This window comes from Streptomyces sp. NBC_01481 (assembly GCF_026339995.1).
Lineage (GTDB): Bacteria > Actinomycetota > Actinomycetes > Streptomycetales > Streptomycetaceae > Streptomyces.
The window spans coordinates 569,107-585,370 of record NZ_JAPEPT010000005.1 but is presented as its reverse complement, the minus strand read 5'-3'; the positions used below and the strand labels follow the sequence as shown (position 1 = coordinate 585,370).

Here is a 16,264-nt window from a genome sequence, read left to right as displayed (position 1 = left end):
CGATGACCCGCCCGGCCTGCACCTCTCGGCCAGGGAGGCGTAGCCTTTATTTCCGCTGTCCATCACCTTGTGAAGCGGAAGAGGGCGGTTGCCGCCGTGTCGTCTCAGTCCCCCAGTAACTCGAGCATCTCGACCGACCAAGGCGGGCAGGGTAAGAACCCTGCCGCCGCGTTCGGCCCCAATGAGTGGCTCGTCGACGAGATCTACCAGCAGTACCTCCAGGACCCGAATTCGGTCGACCGTGCCTGGTGGGACTTCTTCGCCGACTACAAGCCGGGCGGCGCGGGTGCTGCCGCCGCAGGGGCGAAGCCGGTCGACGGGGCTCCTGCCGCGGATGCCCCGGCCGCCGCGCAGTCCGGCGCCGTAGCCGCGGGGGCTACGGGTGCCACCGCAGCGGTCCCGGCTGCGGCCCCCGCCCCGGAGGCCCCGAAGCCCGTAGCCGCACCGGCGCAGGCCGCGCCCGCCGCACCGGCGCAGCCCGCGGCTCAGGCCCCTGCCGCCCCCGCTGCGGCGAAGCCCGCCGCGGCTCCCGCCGCCCCCAAGCCGGCGGCCGCTGCCGACAAGGCGGCCGAGCCCGCTCCGGCAGGCCCCGACTACGTGCCCCTGCGCGGCCCCGCCGCCGCCGTCGCGAAGAACATGAACGCCTCGCTGGAAGTGCCCACGGCCACGTCCGTGCGCGCCGTTCCGGTGAAGCTGCTCTTCGACAACCGCATCGTCATCAACAACCACCTCAAGCGCGCCCGCGGCGGGAAGGTCTCCTTCACGCACCTCATCGGGTACGCCATGGTGCAGGCCATCAAGGCCATGCCGTCGATGAACTGGTCGTTCGCGGAGAAGGACGGCAAGCCGACCCTCGTCAAGCCGGAGCACGTCAACTTCGGCCTGGCCATCGACCTGGTGAAGCCCAACGGCGACCGCCAGCTGGTCGTCGCGGGCATCAAGCAGGCCGAGACGCTGAACTTCTTCGAGTTCTGGCAGGCCTACGAGGACATCGTCCGGCGCGCCCGCAACAACAAGCTGACGATGGACGACTTCACCGGCGTCACCGTCTCGCTGACCAACCCCGGCGGGCTCGGCACCGTCCACTCCGTGCCGCGTCTGATGCCCGGACAGTCGGTCATCATGGGCGTCGGCTCGATGGACTACCCGGCGGAGTTCCAGGGCACCTCCCAGGACACCCTGAACAAGCTGGGCATCGCCAAGGTGATGACCCTCACCAGCACGTACGACCACCGGGTCATCCAGGGCGCCGCCTCCGGCGAGTTCCTGCGGATCGTCGCCAATCTCCTCCTCGGCGAGGACGGCTTCTACGACGACATCTTCGAGGCGCTGCGCATCCCCTACGAGCCGGTCCGCTGGCTCAAGGACATCGACGCCAGCCACGACGACGACGTCACCAAGGCGGCGCGCGTCTTCGAGCTGATCCACTCCTACCGGGTCCGCGGCCATGTCATGGCCGACACCGACCCGCTGGAGTACCGCCAGCGCAAGCACCCCGACCTGGACATCACCGAGCACGGCCTCACGCTGTGGGACCTGGAGCGCGAGTTCGCCGTCGGCGGCTTCTCCGGAAAGTCCCTGATGAAGCTGCGCGACGTGCTGGGCGTGCTGCGCGACTCGTACTGCCGCACCACCGGCATCGAGTTCATGCACATCCAGGACCCGAAGCAGCGCAAGTGGATCCAGGACCGGGTCGAGCGCGGGCACACCAAGCCCGAGCGCGAGGAGCAGCTGCGGATCCTGCGCCGTCTGAACGCCGCCGAGGCCTTCGAGACCTTCCTGCAGACCAAGTACGTCGGCCAGAAGCGGTTCTCGCTGGAGGGCGGCGAGTCCGTCATTCCGCTGCTCGACGCGGTCATCGACTCGGCCGCCGAGTCGCGGCTGGACGAGGTCGTCATCGGCATGGCCCACCGCGGCCGCCTGAACGTCCTCGCGAACATCGTCGGCAAGTCGTACGCGCAGATCTTCCGGGAGTTCGAGGGCAACCTCGACCCGAAGTCGATGCACGGCTCCGGCGACGTGAAGTACCACCTGGGCGCCGAGGGCACCTTCACCGGTCTCGACGGCGAGCAGATCAAGGTCTCGCTGGTCGCCAACCCCTCGCACCTGGAGGCGGTCGACCCGGTTCTCGAGGGTGTCGCCCGCGCCAAGCAGGACGTCATCAACAAGGGCGGCACGGACTTCACGGTCCTGCCCGTCGCCCTGCACGGTGACGCGGCCTTCGCCGGCCAGGGTGTCGTCGCCGAGACCCTGAACATGTCGCAGCTGCGCGGCTACCGCACCGGCGGCACGGTCCACATCGTCATCAACAACCAGGTCGGCTTCACCGCCGCCCCGGAGTCCTCGCGTTCGTCCATGTACGCGACCGACGTGGCCCGCATGATCGAGGCGCCGATCTTCCATGTGAACGGCGACGACCCGGAGGCCGTGGTCCGCGTGGCGCGGCTCGCCTTCGAGTTCCGCCAGACGTTCAACAAGGACGTCGTGATCGACCTCATCTGCTACCGCCGCCGCGGTCACAACGAGGGCGACAACCCGCAGTTCACCAACCCGCAGATGTACAACCTGATCGACAAGAAGCGCTCGGTGCGCAAGCTCTACACCGAGTCGCTCATCGGTCGCGGCGACATCACGCTCGAAGAGGCAGAGCAGGCGCTCCAGGACTTCCAGGGCCAGCTGGAGAAGGTCTTCGCGGAGGTCCGCGAGGCCACCAGCCAGCCGACCCCGGCGCATGTCCCGGACGCGCAGGCCGAGTTCCCGGTGGCTGTCACCACCGCGGTCTCCCAGGAGATCGTGAAGCGGATCGCCGAGTCCCAGGTCAACATCCCCGACCGGATCACCGTCCACCCGCGTCTGATGCCGCAGATGCAGCGCCGTGCGGCCTCGGTCGAGGACGGCACGATCGACTGGGGCATGGGCGAGACGCTCGCCATCGGCTCGCTGCTGATGGAGGGCACCACGGTCCGGCTGTCCGGCCAGGACACCCGCCGTGGCACGTTCGGCCAGCGCCACGCGGTGCTGGTGGACCAGGAGACCGGCGAGGACTACACCCCGCTGCTGTACCTCTCCGAGGACCAGGCCCGCTACAACGTCTACGACTCGCTGCTCAGCGAGTACGCGGCGATGGGCTTCGAGTACGGCTACTCGCTGGCCCGCCCGGACGCACTGGTCATGTGGGAGGCCCAGTTCGGTGACTTCGTCAACGGCGCGCAGACCGTCGTGGACGAGTTCATCTCCTCGGCCGAGCAGAAGTGGGGCCAGACCTCCGGCGTCACGCTGCTGCTGCCGCACGGCTACGAGGGCCAGGGCCCGGACCACAGCTCCGCCCGTCCTGAGCGCTTCCTGCAGATGTGCGCGCAGAACAACATGACGGTCGCCATGCCGACCCTGCCGTCGAACTACTTCCACCTGCTGCGCTGGCAGGTCCACAACCCGCACCACAAGCCGCTGATCGTCTTCACCCCGAAGTCGATGCTGCGTCTGAAGGCCGCGGCGTCGAAGGCGGAGGAGTTCATCAACGGCGGCTTCCGCCCGGTGATCGGCGATGACACGGTGGACCCGAACGCGGTCCGCAAGGTCGTCTTCTGCACCGGCAAGGTCTACTACGACCTGGAGGCCGAGCGGGTCAAGCGCGGCAACACGGACACCGCGATCATCCGTCTCGAGCGGCTTTACCCGCTGCCGGGTGCCGAGCTCCAGGCGGAGATCGCCAAGTTCCCGAACGCCGAGAAGTACCTGTGGGCCCAGGAGGAGCCGGCGAACCAGGGTGCGTGGCCGTTCATCGCGCTGAACCTGATCGACCACCTCGACCTGGCGGTCGGCGCGGACATTCCGCACGGCGAACGCCTGCGCCGTATCTCGCGTCCGCACGGCTCGTCCCCGGCGGTCGGTTCGGCCAAGCGTCACCAGGCCGAGCAGCAGCAGCTGCTCAACGAGGTCTTCGAGGCCTGACCGGCCGCCCGACCGACTGCCGACCCGTACGAACCGGAGGGCCCTGTCCCGCGCACACCGCGCGGGACAGGGCCCTCCGGGCTGTCAGGGGCCGGCTTCCAGCCGGTCGATCTCCTGCCGGACGAGACTCGCGGTCTGCGTGCGCGAGGCGCCCGCGGCCGACAGCAGGGACAGCACTGCCCGGTGTTCCTCCAGGGCTCGCCCGGGACCCGCCGTCCGTTCCAGGCGGGTCGCCCGCATCCACTGGGCGGCCGTCGCCCGCTCCAGCAGCTCGCCCGCGCCCGGCTGCGCCGCGGCGCGGCGGTAGTGGGCAGCGGCGTCCAGGAGCTTGGGGTGCGAGGCGGTGCGCTGGGCGAGCAGGGCCGAGGCGAGGGCGCGGTACCACCAGGCGTACGCGGCCAGTTCGGGATCGCCTGCCGCCCGGGCCGTGGCTCCCAGAGCCCAGTCCGCCTCGTGCAGGTCGGCGACGGTCTCGTCGGCACGGAAGCGTTCGATGTAGGCGTGGCCCAGCAGGGCACGGCGGCGCGGGAGTTCCGGATCGGCCGCCGGCGTCTGCTCGATCGCGCCGCGCAGTGCCCGTACGGCCGCGTGGATGTCGGCCGACGCGTCCTTGTCCACACCGCGCTCGGTCAGCTGCCTGCCGAGCGAGGTCAGGACCACGGCACGGCCCGGGTCGTTCCACGGCAGCAGCGGCACCGCCTCGGTCCAGGCCGCGATCGCCGAGTCGCGGTGCGCCCAGCCTCCCGTCGACGCGTACCGCTGCTCCAGGACGCGGGCCATCCGCAGCAGGATGTCGGCCAGGGCGTCCTCGTCCTTGCCGACATGCTGGCGTGCCTGGTCCAGGGCCTGAAGGATGCGCAGCCTGTCGTCGTCGTCCGGGGTCTCGTGGGCGAATTCGATGGCGTCGGCGTAGTCCAGCCAGGCGCGGCAGAGCTGCGTCTCGGGGACCGCTTCCCAGTCGAGTCCGTCGATGCCCGCGTGCAGGTCCTCGTCGGCGCGCTCGGCGTAGGCACGGGAGGCGATCCGGTCCTGCTCGTCGGCGGCCCTGGCGATGGGGCCCTCGCCTCGGTAGTGCCGGGCCAGCTCCAGCAGCAGCCCGCCCTCGACGAGCAGCGCGGACTCGGGGCGCTCGTCGTCCAGCAGCAGTTGTACGACGTCCAGCGCGGTCTGTGTGGTCTGGGTGAACCAGTCCTCGGGCCGGACCGGGCCGCGCAGTCCGTACGGGGCGCCGGTCACGGCGAGCCGCCGCAGTACCCGGATCCTGGCGGCCGCCGCTGCCTCCCTGAGTCCGGGGACGTCGTCGAACCGGGGTCGGCTGTCGGTCAGTTCGGCAAGCCCGGCATCCGCGGTCGACAGCAGGACCGATGCCACCAGCCGCACATCGTCGGCTCCGGCCGCCGCCTGCAGCCGTACCCACTCCGGCATCAGCAGGGTGCTCAGCCGGCCCGACTCCACCTCGTCGGCCATCGCTTCGAGCACCTGCGCCAGCGTCAGATACGCCTGCGGCGTGCCGGTGAGCGCGTTCTGGGCGGCGTCCAGGGCCTCGCGCAGGTCCTCGGGCAGCGGCCGCACCAGCCAGCGCCGCAGCAGGGCATCGGCCAGCTCCCCGTAGAGCACGGCCCGTTCGGCGGTGCGCCGTTCGGCCTGGGTGGCCGAGCCGAGCAGCCTGATCGCCTCGTCGAGGTCGCGTACGGTGCCGTACTCGCCGAAGTGCGCGAGACAGGCGCGGGCCTGCGCCCGCAGACCCGCCGGGCCGTCCTTGGGCAGGCCGCCGGGGGGCGCGGCGGGTTCGGGGACGCCGAGCCGCCGCAGCACCTGCGCGGACACCTGGGCGAAGGCCCACTGGCTGCGGCTGCCGGGGCCGCCGGGCGCGGCCGGGCGCGGGTCCACCGAACCGGCGAGGAAGGCGGCGGCCATGGCCGGGAAGTTGCGCACCGTGCGCCCGTAGCGGTTCTCGACGTACTCGGAGCAGTGCTTGAGCACCAACGCCGCGCTGCTCGCACCCAGTTGGCCGAGCAGCTCCTCGCGGACCCCGTCCAGAAAGACGTACGCGGGCCCGCCCTCCTGCTCGGCCGGCCCGTCCTCGTCCCGCCGCAGCAGGCCGCTGAGCAGCACTTCCGCGAGCACATCGGGGCCGCCGCGGACGAGCATGGCGCGCTGGACGAGCTGCATCACGGGCAGCACCAGCGGGACCGCCGACAGATAGACGGCGAGCTGGGCGGCCGCGGGCGAGGCGTTCCTGCGGAAGGCCCGGACGCGCTGGGCGGGTTCGATGTGCCGGGCGGTGCGGGACCGGATCGCGGCGGGTCCGTGGCGGGCGCGCACCAGCGCGGCGGCGGCGTCGAGCGACTGACCGGTCGCGCCCGCCACCAGCCTGGACCAGGCGTCGAACGAGGAGCGGCGCAGTGCGAGCACCGGCACCGGTATGCCCCGGTCGAGGTCCGCCGGTCCGGGCTGTTTCGGGGTGAACTCCAGCCGTCCCGCAGGTCCTTCGCGCCGTCGCAGCAGCCCTGGCCGCGCGGGCAGGTGCGTACGCCCCCACATCCGCTGCGGCAGCGGCTGTACCACCGCGACCGGCGCGGTCGACGCCCAGGTGTACAGCAGCCGCTGCATCCGGCCGCTGCGCCACATGGGACCGGCGCAGTCGCTGAGGACCAGGGTCAGCTGGCGGCCGGTCGGGTCGCCGAGCTGGGCGGGCGTGGGCGCGTCCTCGCGCAGGCGGTGGACGGCGACTTCGCGGAACGCCCCGGCGCGTTCGCAGACCTGCCGCAGTTCCTCGAGTGCCCTCTCCCACACGACGTTCGACGAGGAGACGTCCATCACGAGGGCGAGGCGCGCCTCCCGCCGCCGGGCCGTGCGCAGCACCGGCACCACGAGGCCGGTGTCGGCGGCGCGGTCGGCCGTTGCGACCTCGTCGAGATCGCGGCGGACCGGGCGCATGGGCGGGCGGTAGCGCTGCAGGGGCCGCAGCGCGCGCTGGAGTGCCGGGGCGTCGGGCAGCGCGGCGGCGGCCGGCACCGGAACCCTGCGCATACCGGCGGGCGATACGCCTGTTGGTACGCCCTCCGTCTGCGCCGGGCCGTACAGGTCGATGCGGGGGCCCGGCGGCGGTCCCGCCCGGAACGGGGAGGGTGCGGGCGGCTGCGCCGCCTCCACCGGCGGACGGTCCACCGGCCGTGTCCCGGACTCGCCCTCGGATATCGCGCCCCGCGGCCTGGACGGGGCGGGCGGCACATGCCGGGACAGCCACAGCGCGTCCGCCAACTCCTCGGCCGTCGGCTTCAGTTCCGCCTCGCGCAGCCGGGCGACCAGCGCGGTCAGCGCCGCGGGAGGCGGAAGGGCAGGCGGAACGGGAGCGGGAGGCGGAACAGCCGCGTTCATTCGGTCACCGCTGCCGGGTGTCGAGGGGACGGATCAGCAGCTCGGCGATCTCCTCACGCCGCCCCGATTCCGCCCGTACCGCCTGCTGTGTGAGGTAGATGGCGTTGAGCAGCTGGTCGGTGGGCCGCAGCTCACCGTCGCCGTCCTCCCGGGTGAACTGCCCGATCAGGTCGAGGTTCAGCTCGTCCGCCCCGGCACCGAAGTGGGCCTGCACCATCGCGGCGAGCCGCTCGTCGCGCGGCGGGTCCAGGTGCAGATGGATACAGCGGCGCAACAGCGGCGCGGGGAAGTCGCGCTCGCCGTTGCTGGTCATCACGACGAAGGGGAAGGCGTGACAGCGCACCCTGCCGTCCCTGACGGGCACCCGGCGGCCGTCGTCGGTGAGCACCCGCACCTCGTCTTGCCCCGGCCGGTCGGCCATCCGCTCCAGCTCCGGAAGGGCGAACTCCCCTTCCTCCACCACATTCAGCAGGTCGTTGGGCAGATCGATGTCGCTCTTGTCGAGCTCGTCGATGAGCAGCACCCGGGGCCGCTCGGCGGGCAGCAGCGCGGTGCCCAGCGGCCCGAGCCTGATGTACCGGCCGATGTCGTCGGATCCCCGCTCGGCCCCGCGCCCGGCGAGCTGTGCGTCCTGGAGCCTGCCGATGGCGTCGTAGGTGTACAGGCCGTCCTTCAGCTCGGTGCGGCTGACGATGGGCCACTGGAGGACCCGGCCGAGCCCGAGTTCGTACGCGACCGAGTGCGCGAGCGTGGACTTGCCGGAGCCGGGCTCACCCGTGACCAGCAGCGGACGCCTCAAGTACAGGGCGGCGTTGATGAGTTCGAGCGCCTCGGCGTCCTGGGCGGGCGGGGCTCCCACGCGCGCGCCGAGCCGCCGGGTCGACGAACTGTCGATCGGCGGCGCCGGGTCGGGCAGCGGCACCCCGGAAAAGGCACGCCACGGGGGCGGCGGTGGTAGGTGGCGGATCCGGCCGGGATCCGGTGCGCCGACGCCTCGGTAGATCAGCCAGTCGTCCATCGCTCGCTCCTCATAGGCGGCCGGTGGGACCCGTGGCGGACCACGGGGGGTATGTACCCACCCCCCGGACTGCTGATACTGGAATTTCCGGGGGACGCCCCCCGGACCCCCGGCAGGAAATGCAGGTCAGCCACGCCGCCCGGCGAGGACACTGCGCGGCGAACCCGTGGCGCCCCGACGCGGCTCCTCATGGCGAGTCCACCGGTCCGGAGTCGTCGGCGGGCAGAGGGCGGCTCGGGTCGTCGTAGAGCATGGCCACGCCTTCCGCCCAGTGCCTGCTGTTCCTCGATCCGCTGATGTCGTCCCTGATACGGCGAAGCCGGTCGGGAAGCTCAATCGCCCCCGCGCTCTGGGCGAGCAGCTGGGCCGCACCCTGCTGCATCTCCTCGCAGAACTCCGTACAACTGAGGTCGGGATGGCCGTCCGTGTGCCACAGCGCGATGCCGTGCCCGGCCTGCAGCGCCATCCCGATGGCCCGCCGTCCGACGCCGCTGCCTGCGGGTCGGCACAGGACGGGCACCGTGGACGCCGGCATCTCCTCGAAGTGCCGCGGGCGCGGGACCTGCCGCTGCGGCGGCGTACGGGCTGCCGTGAGCACTTCGGCCGTCAGCGTCCCCTCCCAGCGGCGCTGCCAGACGGCGTCCGGTTTCCCTCGTCTCGTGAGATCGCGCAGCACCACCATCCGCCGTACTCCCACATACGCCGGATGGTGCAGCCGGGCCATCTCGGTGAGCTGCCAGCGGTGCACGGCGGTGTCGAAATGATCGACGGGCAGGGCGACTTCGAGGGGAGCCGGGGCACCGGGCGAGTCCACGGAGGCGAAGACCTCCTCCAGCGGACCGCGCAGCCGCTGCACGATCTGCTCGGGCGGGACGCCGTCGCCGGTCTGCTCCTCGTGCAGCGGCTCGTTCACGTCCTGGCCGTCGTCGACACGGATCCGCCAGTAGAAGCGCGCGGGGCGGGCGTCGCAGACCGGTTCCAGCTCGACGATGACGACGGCGGCCCCGTCGCCGGGCCGCGGATAGCGGACGACGATCCGGTCCTGCCCGTCGGCCGTGCGCTGATGGACGAGTCCGGGCGGCAGCGTCGCCTGGGTGACCACGGTGTGCACGATGCGGGGCACGTCCTGCAGCCGCCGGGCCACCCAGTCGGCGAGCGCGACGGGATCACCGCCGCGGCTGCGCTCGTACTCGACGACCAGCTGGAGGTAGTGGAGCGCGGCGATGGCGGCGACGGGCTGCCCCGCCTCGTACAGCAGGCCGTGTCCGTCGCGCCAGATGCGCGGCAGCAGCTGGCCGGGCGGCGCGGCGACGCCGCCGCGGGCCTTCTTGGCGAGCTCGACGACGGGACGGATGGCGGCCGGCGGGTGCACGCCCGAGAGCAGAGCCAGCGCCTCGCGCCGGTCGCGGGGGCTCCACTGGTCGCCGCTGGTGTGCACACCGGCGCCCGGGAGCTGGTGCTGGCGCTCGATCCAATTGTGGCCGGTGACCTTCGGGGACTGGCCGTGCCAGCGGTCGTGGGCAGCCATGAGGGTCTGGTACGCGGGGCCGAAGCGGCGCAGTGCGGTGGCGGCGATGGCCATGCCGCCGTCCCGGCCACTGCGCCGGGACTTGAGGATGCCGACGACGGCGCCGGTGTGGGCGTCGAGCACCGGTGATCCGGAACCGCCCTTGGGGAACTCGGCCTCCGGCCGGAAGCGCATCCCGTAGTCGTCGTCGAAACCGTTGATCCTGGCACCGGCCTTCCAGCGCACGGCCCGCCGGACCTGGCGCACGGGGTCGTCCTCGGGCCGGTAGCCCTGCACGATCCCGCGGCCGCCCGGGTAGTCGGTGCGGTCGGTGAGCCAGACGCACTCGTGCTCGACGCACTCGTCGACGAGGCGTACGAGGGCGAGGTCCTGCTCCACGGGCACGCGCTGCTCTGCGCGCGGTTCACCGTCGAGCAGCCACGAGGCGAGCCGGGCATCCAGCGGCTCGCCGTCGTTCACCTCGCTGCCGCAGAGGCGGAAGGTCATGGCCGGGTCGCCCTTGAGGTGGGGCGCGAGTACGTGGGCGCAGGTCAGGACCCAGCCGGGAGCGACGAAGAAGCCGCTGCCCCACATGGGGGAGTCGTCCTGACGGTGCGAGAAGTGGACGGTGGCCGCGCGGGTCAGAGCGTCTATGACGGAGTCGGAGTCGGGATCGCTCATGCCGGGTCTGCGGGGGCCTGAGCCGAGGGCCGGTCGGTCTCCTGGTCGGTCGGCTGGTCCTTGAGCTGCCAGGTGAGGGTGACCTGGACAGACGCCTTGGCCTCCCCCGCCGCCAGTACGGCGAGGGCGACGCCGGACTTGGCGGTGAGCTCGACGCCGAAGGTGACGCTCGCCTCGTCCGGCTGGGCGGCGGCCGCCGCATCGAGGACGGAGGCGCCGACCTGGGTGATCAGCTGCTGGAGCTGCTGGACCTTGGCGGTGGCGTTCTCGACGAAGCCGACGTCCTCGTCGTCCTCGCCGTATCCGCCGCCGGGAGTGGACAGCCGGGCGAGCACGACGGCTCCCCCGGGAAGTTCGATCTGCTGGACGCGTCCGGTCACGGTTCCCCCCGTCGTTGCACGGCCAACTCATCCCAGTGTCACCGCACTTGGGTGCTGTGCGAATGGCGACGACGTTACTGGCCCGGGCGGTTGCAGGGGAGAGACGGAAGTCGCCGTAATCTGAGGAGGTAGACCCCGTCCGTACCAGGAGCATGTCTTGTACTTCACCGATCGCGGCATCGAGGAGCTGGAGAAGCGGCGCGGCGAGGAGGAGATCACTTTCGAGTGGCTCGCCGAGCAGCTGCGCACGTTCGTCGACCTCAACCCGGACTTCGAGGTCCCGGTGGAACGGCTGGCCACGTGGCTGGCGCGGCTGGACGACGAGGACGAGGACGAGGACGAGTAAGGGGCTGCGGCGCGGGCCGCGGTTTCGGGATGGGGGTACCTCCCACGGCCGCCAGGCCGTGGGGGGAGGACGGGACTGGGCCCCTATCCCCGACGCCCCCGCACCCGGTCGTACACCAGCCCCAGCGCCCCGTGCACGATCAGCACCGCCCCCGCCACCGCCCAGCCTCCGCTCCGCCGCCGTACCCCCCGCGCCACCATCGGCACTCCCGCCGCCAGCTGCGCCGCGCTCAGCAGCCGGGCCGCCGGGCCGCGCAGCCACGGTCCGAGCGGACCCTCCTCGACCGCGTCGAGCTCCGCCCGTACCGCATCGCGCCAGCCCGACCACTCCACCGGCTCCGCGCCCAGCGCGCGGGCGGCCGACCGCAGCCGGTCGGCCGGTTCCCCGGGGGCCAGGCCCGCGGGCAGGGCCAGTCCGGACCGCGCCAGGACCGCGATCAGGCCGAGCAGCCTGGCTGGCCCGTCCGACTCCGGGTCGGGCAGCGTGAGCGGTTCCATCGCCTGCAGATCCAGTACGGGATCGAGCCCGAGGCGAGCCGCGAAGGTCCGCATCGCCTCGTCCTCGCCGACCGGCGTACCGTCCGCGAGCCAGACGTATCCGACGGGCCTGCGGAAACCGGACGCGAGGGTGAATCCGCTCCGGTCGCCGTCCCACCACAGTGCGAGCACCGGCCAGTTCGTGCCGACGGCGACGGCCGAGGCCCAGGGCGCCGAGCACCCGGTCGACCGGTTCGCCGCCGTCCAGCCAGGGCTTTCCCTCGGGGACGAGCACGCTCCACTTCTCACCGGCCGGTGCGAGCAGTTGCTGTTCGCGCAGCAGATGGGCGGGGTGCCGTACGGCAGCCGGCTCGGCCCGGCAGAGGAGCAGCGCGCCCACGGATGTCGCGTTCATGGCTCATACGCTAGGCCAATTTGCCCCCGTACAACCGTTATGCGCTCCCCCACGTGCCCGCCACCACGCTTGACATCCCCCATTCGCGATATATCGTATCTACCAAGAGACGCGATATGTTGCGTCAAGCCCGCCCCAGGGAGGTCAGCACCATGGCAGAGTCGACGTGGGAAGTCGCTGAGCCGAAGAAGCTCACCTTCGACGACCCCGTGACGGCACTCAACGTGCGCATAGTCAACGGAACGGTCAACGTCGTGGGCGCGGACGAAGGTTCCGCCCGCCTCGAGGTCTCCGAGATCGAGGGCCCCCCGCTGATCGTGACCCAACAGGGCTCCACGCTGACCGTGGCGTACGAGGACCTGCCCTGGAAGGGCTTCCTCAAGTGGCTCGACCGCAAGGGCTGGCACCGCAGCGCGGTCGTCTCCCTCGCCGTGCCGACCGGTTCGGCGGTCGAGGTCGGCGTGGTCGGCGCGGCGGCCTTCGTATCCGGCATCCAGGGCACGACGGCAGTACGCGGCGTCAGCGGCGACACCACACTCGTCGGCCTCTCCGGCGCGGTCCGCGCCGACACCGTCTCCGGGAATCTGGAGGCCCAGTCCGTCACCGGCGATCTGCGCTACAACTCCGTGTCCGGCGATCTGACCGTGATCGAGGGCGCCGGAACCTCCGTACGGGCCGAATCGGTCAGCGGCGACATGGTCATCGACCTCGACCCCGTGGGCAGGCCCACCGACATCCGGCTGACCACCGTCTCCGGCGAGGTCGCGATCCGGCTCCCGCACCCCGCGGACGCGCGCGTCGAGGCGAACACCGCGAGCGGAGCGGTCTCCAACGCCTTCGACGATCTGCGGGTCAGCGGCCAGTGGGGCGCGAAGAAGATCACCGGGAGACTGGGCGCGGGCACGGGGACGCTCAAGGCGACGACCGTGTCCGGCTCGATCGCCCTGCTGCGCCGGCCGTCCGCGGAGGACGAACCGCACGACGCAGCCCCCACCGGAAAGGTGCTCTGACATGGCGCCCGTCTTCGCTCATGGCCGTCTGCGCCTGTATCTGCTGAAGCTCCTGGACGAGGCCCCCCGCCACGGCTACGAGGTGATCCGGCTGCTGGAGGAGCGCTTCCAGGGCCTGTACGCGCCTTCGGCGGGAACGGTGTACCCGCGCCTGGCCAAGCTGGAGGCCGAGGGCCTGGTCACCCATGCCACCGAGGGCGGACGCAAGGTCTACTCGATCACCGAGGCGGGCCGGGAGGAACTGGCCGGACGCAGCGGCGAGTTGGCCGACCTCGAACTGGAGATCCGCGAGTCGGTCTCCGAGCTGGCAGCGGAGATCCGCGACGACGTGCGCGGCGCGGCGGGCAAGCTGCGCAGCGAGATGCGCGCGGCGGCGTCCGAGACACGGACGACGTCCGGCGGGGCGGAGACGGACTGGGGCGACAAGGAGTCGTGGCGCGCGGCGAAGGAAGAGCTGCGCAAGGCGAAGCAGGAGTGGAAGGAGCAGGCGCGGCGGGCGAAGGACGAGTCGCGCCGGGCGCGCGAGGACGCCCAGCAGGCACGCCGCCAGGCGAAGGAGGCGCAGGAAACGGCCCGCCGGGAGATGCAGCGCATCGCCAAGCAGGTCCAGGACCAGGTGCAGGACCACTTCGCCCGGGGCGACTGGCCGACGGGTGTACGGGAGGGCCTTTCGGAGCTGAGCACGCAGCTGGGCGGCCTGGCGCGGGGCACGGCGTGGCCCCCCTACGTCAAGCCGGACCCGGCGGAAGAGCCCCCGGAATGGGCGAAGGACCCGGCCGACTCGGACAACCCGGCCCGGGACCTTGACCGCCTTCTGGACCGCTTCCGCGACGACATCCGCGACGCGGCGAGGGACCAGGGAGTCACACCCACCCAACTGGCGGAGGCCCGCCGCCACTTGTCCACGGCGGCGTCCCACATCGGCGCACTGCTGCGGAACCCGGAGGCGTAGCCGCGGCGCGGGGGTCCGGGGCGCGGGTCCTCGCCGGGCCGCGGGGTCCGGCGTGCGGCCGGGCCCGGGGGCCACGAACGCGGTTCCGCCACGGCGCGAAGCTGCCGCCGGGGGTGTGGGGGCGTCAGCCCCCACGTCAACACCCCCCGGGGGCCTGGGGGCGAAGCCCCCGGTTTCGGGAAGGGGCGGGGTGGGGGAAACATCCCGACCCGCACCGCGAACGCCCGCACCTGCAGGCTGCGCCGCGAAGCTGCCGCCCGGGGGCTGGCGGGCGAAGCCCCCCACCGTTCCCGTCAGGGTTTCGGGAAGGGGCGGGGTGGGGGAGAGAGGCTGTCGCACGGCTCCGGCCCGGTGAAGGTCAAGAGTGCTTCTTGGGCGTGTGATTGATGAGCTTGTTGAGGTTGTGTACCGTGCCGAGGAGCTTGATCTCGGCGTCCACCGCCTGGCGGCCGCGGTAGTTGAGGTGTCGTCCGAAGCGTTGGAAGATCTGGGCGAATCCCGGCTCGACCAGGGCACTGCGTTGACGGTACTGGGCCCGTCCTGTTGGGGTGGCGAGGCGGGCCGCCATGTCCTGCTGGCCGGCAGGGGCCTGCTGACGTTTCGCGGGAAAGCCTGCCTGGTCGGCATCGCTGGTGACCGAGACCAGTAGCGGGAGGTCGGCGAGGGCCTCGAAGGACGCGGCGGAAGCGTACCCACTGTCGGCGAGCCAGAGTTGGATGTCGCCGGGGAGCCGTGCGGCCTGGTGATTGTGCTGGGTCTTCTTCACCATCAAAACGAGGGCCGTCCTGTCCGAGGGATTGTCGTGCGCTTCGATAGCCAGCAAGAATTGACGGCGGGCGCACACGATCTGGATGTTGTATCCCTGTAGGTAGCCGCCGCGTTTGCCGGGAATCAGCCGGGAGTCGGGATCGCTCAGGCAGGCACGGGACTCCGGGGAGGGGGCCGGTCGGGGTGTGCGGGCCCGCTCCAGCCAGGCCCGCATCTTCACCAGTCGCGTTCGCTGGCGAACGAGGACGGTCTTTTGCTCCATCGGGACCGGCGGCCGTCCGTTCGCTCCACGACGTCCTGCCGCCCGGTCCTCTCGGACGCGGAGCTCGTACTTCTTCAGCTTCTCCTGGTGAGCCTCGGTTTCGGCAGCCAGGCGCTTCTCCGCGCGGGCCACCATCCGCTCGGCGGCTTCGACCTTGATCCGGATCTCGGTGGGTGAAGGCATAGCCCGTTCATGCAGTCTGTCCCTGGCCAAGTGGGCCCGGGTGAGCCGGTCGCACAGCCGGGACAGGCGAGGCCAGTTGTCGCACGCGTCCTCGCCATCGCCCTGTGCTGCCGAGCCATCGGCCTCGACGCTCAGCGCGTGGTCGACTACATCCTCCATCAGCGCGTGGATCTCTTTCTCGCACTGGGAGATGGTCTCCTCCAGGCGCTGGAGCCGCTGGTTGGCGTCGCGTGAGGCGTTCGCCTCCATCGGTGAGCCGTCCACGGCCACTGCCGAAAGATCGACCAGGCCACGTCGGCCGCACAGCGACAACACCTGCACGAACAGCGAGTTCAAGGCGGCACGGTGGCGTCGTACGAACCGCGCGACGGTGGAGTGGTCCACTCGGCGGTTCGCGGTGATGATTCGGCAGCCCACGTCGTCCCAGCAAGCCTGCTCGATGCGACGGGAGGAACGCACTCCCTTGCTGTAGCAGTACAGGAGCAACGCAATCAGGCTCGCGGGAGGGTAGGCCACCCCGCCCCGCCCGTCGTCACGGTAGCTGTTCTCGAACGCCGATAGGTCAAGTAGCTCGACGACGTCGAGAACCTTCCAGCACAGGTGCTCGGGCGGCAGCCACTCCCGGACATCCCGCGGCATCTCAAGATCACATTCACGGTCGCACGACAAGAAGTTCCGCCCCACCAGCCAAGATTCCGACGCTTCCCTAATCCTCGGAACCGAACAACGAATCGCTCTTGACCTTCACCGGGCCGGAGCCGTGCGACAGCCTCGAGACAACCCCGCCCGCGGCGCGAAACTGCCGCTCCAGGTGTGGGGCGCCAGCCCCACATGTACCTGCCCAGGGGGCCTGGGGGGGTGTCCCCCCAGTTCGGGAAAGGGCGGAGTGGGGGACAAACCCCCCGTTGACAACCTCCCGCCGTACCGTGGTCCC

Annotated in this window: 9 protein-coding genes and 1 pseudogene; 4 read left to right on the top strand and 6 right to left on the bottom strand. The window is 71.5% G+C overall.

What is annotated here, in order from left to right; translation table 11 throughout:
• The first annotated feature begins 96 nt into the window (after positions 1–96).
• Positions 97–3,951, top strand: coding sequence for a multifunctional oxoglutarate decarboxylase/oxoglutarate dehydrogenase thiamine pyrophosphate-binding subunit/dihydrolipoyllysine-residue succinyltransferase subunit (locus OOK40_RS28745; protein WP_266487302.1), 3,855 nt, complete (start codon positions 97–99; stop codon positions 3,949–3,951).
• Between the two features lie 84 nt (positions 3,952–4,035).
• Here the strand turns inward: OOK40_RS28745 and OOK40_RS28740 are convergent, their stop codons facing one another.
• The 4 genes from OOK40_RS28740 to OOK40_RS28725 all read right to left on the bottom strand — a co-directional run bounded on the left by OOK40_RS28740 (position 4,036) and on the right by OOK40_RS28725 (position 10,918).
• On the bottom strand, positions 4,036–7,332 hold the full coding sequence (locus OOK40_RS28740; protein WP_266487301.1) for an SAV_2336 N-terminal domain-related protein: 3,297 nt from the start codon (positions 7,330–7,332) through the stop codon (positions 4,036–4,038).
• A 4-nt stretch (positions 7,333–7,336) separates the two neighbouring features.
• Positions 7,337–8,350 (bottom strand): MoxR family ATPase, encoded by a 1,014-nt coding sequence (locus tag OOK40_RS28735; RefSeq protein WP_266487299.1) that lies wholly within the window; start codon positions 8,348–8,350, stop codon positions 7,337–7,339.
• 187 nt (positions 8,351–8,537) lie between these two features.
• Positions 8,538–10,538 (bottom strand): trypsin-like peptidase domain-containing protein, encoded by a 2,001-nt coding sequence (locus OOK40_RS28730; RefSeq protein ID WP_266487298.1) that lies wholly within the window; start codon positions 10,536–10,538, stop codon positions 8,538–8,540.
• The gene (locus OOK40_RS28725; protein WP_266487297.1) at positions 10,535–10,918 is read right to left on the bottom strand and encodes a CU044_2847 family protein; all 384 of its coding nucleotides are present in this window, start codon (positions 10,916–10,918) and stop codon (positions 10,535–10,537) included. The genes OOK40_RS28730 and OOK40_RS28725 overlap by 4 nt, the downstream gene beginning before the upstream one ends.
• 157 nt (positions 10,919–11,075) lie before the next feature.
• Here OOK40_RS28725 and OOK40_RS28720 point away from each other — a divergent pair, with 157 nt between their 5' ends.
• Positions 11,076–11,264 (top strand): DUF6104 family protein, encoded by a 189-nt coding sequence (locus OOK40_RS28720; RefSeq protein ID WP_266487295.1) that lies wholly within the window; start codon positions 11,076–11,078, stop codon positions 11,262–11,264.
• 83 nt (positions 11,265–11,347) lie between these two features.
• Here OOK40_RS28720 and OOK40_RS28715 read toward each other — a convergent pair.
• Positions 11,348–12,155 (bottom strand): annotated as a pseudogene (locus tag OOK40_RS28715) (hypothetical protein).
• A gap of 152 nt (positions 12,156–12,307) precedes the next feature.
• Between OOK40_RS28715 and OOK40_RS28710 the strand changes: the two are divergent.
• Positions 12,308–13,165, top strand: coding sequence for a DUF4097 family beta strand repeat-containing protein (locus OOK40_RS28710; RefSeq protein WP_266487293.1), 858 nt, complete (start codon positions 12,308–12,310; stop codon positions 13,163–13,165).
• 1 nt (position 13,166) lies between these two features.
• The gene (locus OOK40_RS28705; RefSeq protein ID WP_266487291.1) at positions 13,167–14,117 is read left to right on the top strand and encodes a PadR family transcriptional regulator; all 951 of its coding nucleotides are present in this window, start codon (positions 13,167–13,169) and stop codon (positions 14,115–14,117) included.
• A gap of 358 nt (positions 14,118–14,475) precedes the next feature.
• Here the strand turns inward: OOK40_RS28705 and OOK40_RS28700 are convergent, their stop codons facing one another.
• On the bottom strand, positions 14,476–15,969 hold the full coding sequence (locus OOK40_RS28700; protein ID WP_266484976.1) for a transposase: 1,494 nt from the start codon (positions 15,967–15,969) through the stop codon (positions 14,476–14,478).
• Positions 15,970–16,264 lie beyond the last annotated feature (295 nt).